This is a genomic window from Halomonas sp. NPDC076908, from assembly GCF_050269715.1.
Classification (GTDB): Bacteria; Pseudomonadota; Gammaproteobacteria; order Pseudomonadales; family Halomonadaceae; genus Vreelandella.
The window spans coordinates 1-6627 of record NZ_JBNNIW010000069.1 but is presented as its reverse complement, the minus strand read 5'-3'; the positions used below and the strand labels follow the sequence as shown (position 1 = coordinate 6627).

The window sequence follows — 6627 nt, the reverse complement described above, 5'->3', positions numbered from 1 at the left end:
TGCTTTCTCATGGGGGTAACCTCGCTTGGAAACTGTGAGGTTACTTTAGGGCGAATTTTAGCGGGGTGGCAGAACGTCGTGGAATGAACGCTTACGGCCCAGCAACGTAGCGACCATCGACGCCGCACCGCCTGGAAGTGGACGAAGCGCCTACCCAGCCTGATGGACTTCGTCGCCAGACGGCTCCGCGAGGAGTGGAGTCCCGAGCAGATCAGCGGCTTCATGGCCCCCTTGATCGGCGTGGGCGTTAGCCACCAGTGGATCTACTCCCTGGTCCGGGATGACAAGGCCCGGGGTGGCGGCCTGTGGCGGCACCTTCGTCAGCCCCGGCGGCACAGCAAACGCCGTGCCCGGGCCAAAAGCGCAGGACTTGGCAGGATCCCCCATCGCGTGGGCATCGAGCATCGCCCGGCGGAGGTCGAGGAACGCCGCTTCATCGGGCATTGGGAGGGTGACACCGTGGTTCAGGGGCACAAGCAATCGGGCCTGGTCACCCTGGTAGAGCGGCGTAGTGGTTATCTCCTGGCAGCACGGTTGCCCAGGGTCTCAGCAGACCTGACGCAAGCGGCCATGATCCGGCTGTTGAAGCCACGCCGGGGAGCTGTGAAGACCATCACTCTGGACAATGGCTCCGAGTTTGCCAGTCACGTCGCCGTTGGCCAGGCGGTCAGCGCAGATATCTACTTTTGTGACCCTTACTGCTCCGGCCAGCGTGGGAGCAACGAGAATACCAATGGCCTGATCAGGCAGTACTTCCCCAAGGGGACAGACTTCCGTCAGGTCACCGATGCCGAGCTGCGCAGGGTGGTCAGGAAGCTCAATGACCGCCCTCGAAAGCGACTCGGTTACCGGATACCGGCACAGGTGTTCCTGGGAGAGTACTCAGGAGCCCTGGACACAGCAGGTGTTGCACTTATTGCTTGAATCTAGGGCCGAAAACCCGCAATTGAGAATTAAGTATGTCCTATAATACTTGATGAAGAAACAAGGCAACGGCATTGGATGATATCCAAATTAACCCTTGGTATGCTTTGTGTCTATATGCAATAGACCCGCTTTGCCCCAGTTTTGGTCGTCATAATCTTGGAGGAATATTGTGACAGATTCCGGTTTGACATTATAGCTGTCGACAAATGCTTCGGTAATTTTCTTGATGAGCTCACGTTTTTGCTCCAACGTCCGGCCTGGAGACTGGGCGATAGTAACGACGGGCATAGATAGTTCCTTATTCGTGTATGAAATGTAGAAAATGTTGTTAGCTCTGCTCTCTTGACGGTTTTTTGATGCGCCACTCTAACTTAGAGACCATCAAAAAATTACCGAAGATGATAACGCCAACACCTGAAAAAGTAGTTGGATCCCAGTGGAAGTCTTCAAATAATGTGGAAATCAGTATCGCTACGACTGGGAAGGCCACCATGCAATATGCAGCCTTATTGATGCCGATCTTATTCACCAGAGTCAAATAAATAGTGAACCCTAGTACGGATGCAAAAGCTGAAAGGTAAAGTAGGCTGAGAATATATTGGTAAGTAAAACTGAACTTAAAGGGCGTTCCTGTGAGGATGACAGCTAACAATAAGATCAGAGCTCCGTACCCCATAGAATAACCATTGCTGGTTAGTGGAGTGATGCCTTTGGAACTGTTACGAATAGATATCATATTGCCAAATGAAAAAATCAATGTTCCCAGTAACGCGAATAGTATGCCAGTGAACAGATCTGCGCCGAAAATTTGCTGTGTCAGCTCACGCCAGAATAAAAGAATAATGCCTGCTACGCCAAAAAACATTCCTGCGAATTCACTCAGTGAGGTGTTCTGATGTAAGAATAGCCAACGGTTTATACTATTAAAAAGCAGCACTGTGGAAAAAATGATAGCGACAATTCCGCTGGGGATATATTGCGTAGCATGATAAAAGCATAAGAAATTTAAAGAAAAGAAACACACTCCTTGTCCAACAAACCAAAGATGGTCAATAGGTTTTGTTTTTTGTAATTTTTTAATAATAATTAGGCATGGGAGAAGCAGTAGGGCCGCGATTACGAAGCGGTAGAAAATAGAGGCCAGTATCGGTACGTCCCCCAACTGCATTTGAATGGCAATCCATGACGACCCCCATACCATAATGCAAGCGAAGTACAGAAAAGCGGTCATTTATACTCGTCTCCTTTACTTTGCTTATTAAAAGCTTTAGGCGTGTTTATAGCCATACATTCTTTTATAAAGTCACTCAACCGGATGACTCCTTCTTTGAGTTCCTCAGGGGTTAGATAGCTGAACGAGAGCCTGATTTCATTGGACTCTCTAGGCGGTGAGTAAAATATTTCCATGGGTGTCCAAAGAACACCATGCTGCTCAGCAGAGATTTTTAGCAGCGACAAATTAACTGGGAAAGGAAGCCTGAGCACTAGGAAAAAACCACCTTTAGGTCGATTCCATGATATTTGTGACCGTAAGTGGGATCCCTCGGGAAAGCTTGCGTCTAATTGATTTAGTAAATCGTCTAGATTATTTAGATAAAAATTTATTTTTGTTTTACAGTGGTGTCGAAGGTCCCCTTGGCACTCCAGTAGTACGCCGCCTACAATTGCTTGGCCAATAGGTGAAGTGTTGAGTGTAAGCATACTTTTTATCTTTGTTAATGCTAAGGATAATCGTCTGGAAACAATAAACCCCACCCGTACACCGGGAAATAATGTTTTAGAGAACGAACCGAGGTATGCAACGTGGTTATTATGCAGGTCGAGTGAGATCAAGGTAGGATTAATACTCCTCTCTGATCCGAAAATGCCATAAGGGTTGTCTTCTAACAAGGTTAGATTGTAATTGCGGGCAAGTTTGACCAACTCTTTGCGCTGATTAAGCGGTAGGGATATACCGATGGGGTTGCAGAAATCAGCATTGATGTAAAGGGCTTTGACTTTTCCCCCCTCTGCTTCTGTGGCTTGAATTTTTTCCTTAATTTCACTAATTTCCACACCGTGTTCATGGATATCGAATGTCTCAATGCGGATGTCCAACAATCTTGCTGCGCCAATAATGCCTACATAAACAGGTTGAGGAACTAGTAAAACATCGTCACTATCAGAAAAAAGAGCACGTAAAATTAGTAGCATTCCCTCCTGTGCACCAGACGTGACTACAATATCCTCTGGGGAGCAAGTAATACCGTCTGTTATATTCAGCATGTCAGCAATGAGTGCGCGAATATATCCTTCTGAGGGGCCGTATTGAAATAATTGAGTTATCACGCCGCTCTCTGAGCGATGCTCATTTTTCATAAGATGATCGATATAAATATTTATATAAAAGCTGATGTCGCCGAATTTAAAGTCCTTTTCTATAGGGCGACCAGGGGCGAACGATATTGCTTCAGGATATTGGCTGGCAATATCATTAAGGAACGTCATAGTGTTTAAGCATGGGTCAGTTAAAGATGAGTGAAGTATAAGTTCATCTCGGTTTGCCTGATGAGTCGACGCACCCATAACTTATTCCTTCCAGATTTTTGGGCAGAAGTCTGGATCAGTGTAATCCGGATTGCCTGCATGGTCTAAACGGCAGAAGTAATCATTATTATATTTTAACTTTGAGCCGTCGGCTAAAATATGCTGCTTGTAGCTATTAGCTCTATCTTGTAAGTGCAGAGAAATTGAGACTCTATCAACTTTGCTGTAGTTAGGAGGGCTGCCATGGAAGGTATTACAGTTATGAAAGCTGATATGACCACGTTTTCCAACCATGGCGATTTTTCTGACCGTGTCGTCGTTGAGTTTGGCTGTTTCTTCCAGCATAGTTTGTAGTTCATCTACGCTGCGATTCCCAAAATGCTGAGTAATACTGTCATCGGCATCAATCTCCCGCCACCGGTTGCTGCCGTCAATCATTTCCAAAGCGCCCATATTTTCATAGCAGTCATAAAAATTGATAAAAGCCGTGAGAAGCTTGTTTGACGAGCAGGTCGACCAGTAGTGCGCATCTTTATGCCATGGAACCACTGGGCGGAACATTCCCTCTGCCTCAAACTCTCCCCGAGCAGGCTTGGTAATGAGAGCGCTATTCCATATTCTTATTTCATCGGTTTGTGCGAGACGTGCAGCGATGGCTCCAATGATTGGTTTTGTTAATAGTTTTCGAAAGGTGTAGCTTTCATAGTGAACATAGTCATTATTGCGGGCAACGTCTCCATCTTCTGGAACCCAATAAGCTAGGGTAGGAGGGATTGTTGGCAAATGCCTATCCCTTTTCCCCTCATAGTAATCGTGACTTTCCTTTACGAAAGCATTAAGTTCATCATCGGTAAAAATTTTCTCGGTTATGAACCAGCCGTGCTTTTGATAAAAACGTACGTCTTCATTACTAGGCAAGAGAGTTTTTTCTTGCGTGCTTAATTTAAATTTATCTGCACACATGTTGCAATCCTTTATATGTGTTTTATTGGACAGAGCCATTGCTGCATTTTTATTAATAAGAGTCACTTGCTTCAAGCTGTCGGAAAAGGTCTTCAACATTTTTTTCAGAGAAGCCTTCTTCTTCATTCCTTTCGATAAACTCAATCATAACGCCAGAGTTAGGGCAGCGAACGGTAAAACGCTGGATCAGATCGGAGCCTTTAATGATTTGGGTGCTAAATGTCAAGCCTTCGCTTTCTAGTTCTTTGCATACTCCCTCCACATTATCCACCTCAATGGCAATGTGCTGTGGGCCTGGACCGTATTCATTAATAAAACGGGTTATTTGAGAGTTTTCATCTGCTCCTTCGAGCAAGACGAATTTAATCGGGCCAGCTTCCATTACTGCGGAATTCATTGCGCTGCGGGCACCAGTGGTAGTCATACGGTCTATGAGGCTGAATCCGATCATGCTGTAATAGCCAATGGCCTGCTCAAGATCTAGTACTGCAATTGCAACATGATCGATTTTTTGGGCTTTATGTTTGAGCATTAGCTTTGAAGTGGTTTCGCAGCTATTAGTCATGAGTGTTCTCCTTGGCGTGTGGTTCACTCGATCCAAATGATTTCATTATTGACTTCCGCAAGGGAGGCGCATCCGCAGAGATGCATGCAAAGATGTAAATCTTCACTCAGCTGTTCCAATACTCTGGCTACTCCTTGCGCACCTTCAGCAGCAAGCCCCCAAAGAACTGGACGACCTACGCCCACAGCATCGGCACCTAAAGCAAGAGCCTTAAGGATATCTGCGCCACTGCGAATACCGCCATCTACGATAATCGGTATCACATTGCCTAGCCGTTGACGAATATGTGGTAACATACTAATGGCGGAAACATGGTGGTCGAGTTGACGCCCGCCGTGGTTAGAAAGGTAGAGGGCATCTACTTCATGCTGCAGAGCAATTTCCGCATCTAGTGGGTGCAGTATGCCTTTCAAAATCAGTGGCATATTAGTATGGTATTTAACCCATTCTACATCTGCCCAAGAAATAGCGGGCTCTAATTGATCAGCAACGAAAGCCGCGACTCCTGAATTTCCTGAGACAGGGATACACTGATGCTTTATTTGCCCTTGCAAATAACTTTCATTTCTATATCTGTTAACGCTAAATTCATTGCGGCGGTCACGCAGTCGTGCACCCATGAGAGGAACGTCTACAGTGAGAACTAAAGCGCTGCAACCAGAATCTTGTGCTCGCTGAATAAGATCCCTGTTAATTTGACGATCTTTATACAGATAGAGTTGAAACATAACTGGTGCGTCTGACTTTTCGCATACTGTTTCCACAGGAAAATCTGACATAGTGCTTAGGATGAAGGGGACTCCATTCTGGTTCGCAGCTTTAATTGTTGCGAGCTCTCCTTCAGGGTGAACGAGTTTATGATGCGCACTCGGAGCCACAAGTATGGGAGGTGTTGGGCATTGGTTTCCAAGGATGCGAGCCAAACGAGTGGTGAATGGGTCTACTTTTTCTATTCCTCGCAGAACTCTGGAAAGAAGCTTTACACGTTCCAGTGCGCAAATATTTTCTTGCAATGATTGCTCACTTCCAGCCCCACCGTCAATAAAGTCATAAACTTCTGGGGGTAAGTGGCGTTTTGCAATCGATTGCCAATCTTCAATACACACTGGAACCATACTCGTTCCCTCGTCTAATTTAGCTGTTAATTAGATTGGATAGTTATAATAATGTGTGCTATGTGGCGTTACCGCTTTGAAGGGGGCTACGAACTGAGAATAGGTGCGCTAGCTGAGCTGTGATGTAAGTTATTTCTTAAAAAAATGTAAGTTATTTCTTAAAGCATGTAAGTTATTTCTTACATACTTGCAAAGTACGATTGATTTATAACTGTTTTATATTCATGTCGCTTTAATATTCTATGCGGCTAATTTAGATTAAATAGAGAAGTTTCATGCTCATTGTGATTAGTGTACTCCCCCTCCGATAGAGCCTCAGTAATGGTAAGAGGTACGGCATGGATAGGTGCTTGATTTTGAGCCTCGGTTTGGATCTAGATGAATCACCCCCACGGTGCTGGTGAATGTCACCCCCGACATGGAGATTGCCCAGCAGGAGTAAGCGTTCATTCCAAGACGTAGTTGACCTACTTCACGTCCCGGAGAGGTCTCAATAACTCCGGCGAGACCTTGTACTGCTTCCTGCCATCC

The 6627-nt window shown here is 45.6% G+C and carries 6 protein-coding genes and 1 pseudogene; 1 reads left to right on the top strand and 6 read right to left on the bottom strand.

The genetic code is table 11. From position 1 onward, the window contains the following. Positions 1-96 precede the first annotated feature (96 nt). A pseudogene (locus ACQKE4_RS19900) lies at positions 97-924 on the top strand (IS30 family transposase); the annotation flags it as partial. A 90-nt stretch (positions 925-1014) separates the two neighbouring features. On the opposite strand, the gene ACQKE4_RS19895 reads toward ACQKE4_RS19900, so the two are convergent. The 6 genes from ACQKE4_RS19895 to ACQKE4_RS19870 are packed head-to-tail and all read right to left on the bottom strand — an operon-like array spanning position 1015 to position 6096. Beyond that, positions 1015-1242, bottom strand: coding sequence for a tautomerase family protein (locus ACQKE4_RS19895; RefSeq protein ID WP_260851367.1), 228 nt, complete (start codon positions 1240-1242; stop codon positions 1015-1017). Between the two features lie 13 nt (positions 1243-1255). Further along, positions 1256-2158: a DMT family transporter gene (locus ACQKE4_RS19890; protein WP_096921784.1), complete on the bottom strand. Its 903-nt coding sequence runs from the start codon at positions 2156-2158 to the stop codon at positions 1256-1258. Next, a complete protein-coding gene (locus ACQKE4_RS19885) occupies positions 2155-3492 on the bottom strand; it encodes a PLP-dependent aminotransferase family protein (RefSeq protein ID WP_096921785.1) in 1338 nt (445 codons plus the stop codon). Before ACQKE4_RS19885 ends, ACQKE4_RS19890 begins: the two co-directional genes overlap by 4 nt. A gap of 3 nt (positions 3493-3495) precedes the next feature. Beyond that, on the bottom strand, positions 3496-4542 hold the full coding sequence (locus tag ACQKE4_RS19880; protein WP_240525283.1) for a phytanoyl-CoA dioxygenase family protein: 1047 nt from the start codon (positions 4540-4542) through the stop codon (positions 3496-3498). Then, the gene (locus ACQKE4_RS19875) at positions 4469-4981 is read right to left on the bottom strand and encodes a VOC family protein (RefSeq protein ID WP_096921787.1); all 513 of its coding nucleotides are present in this window, start codon (positions 4979-4981) and stop codon (positions 4469-4471) included. The genes ACQKE4_RS19880 and ACQKE4_RS19875 overlap by 74 nt, the downstream gene beginning before the upstream one ends. A 23-nt stretch (positions 4982-5004) precedes the next feature. Next, positions 5005-6096: an alpha-hydroxy acid oxidase gene (locus tag ACQKE4_RS19870; protein ID WP_096921788.1), complete on the bottom strand. Its 1092-nt coding sequence runs from the start codon at positions 6094-6096 to the stop codon at positions 5005-5007. Positions 6097-6627 lie beyond the last annotated feature (531 nt).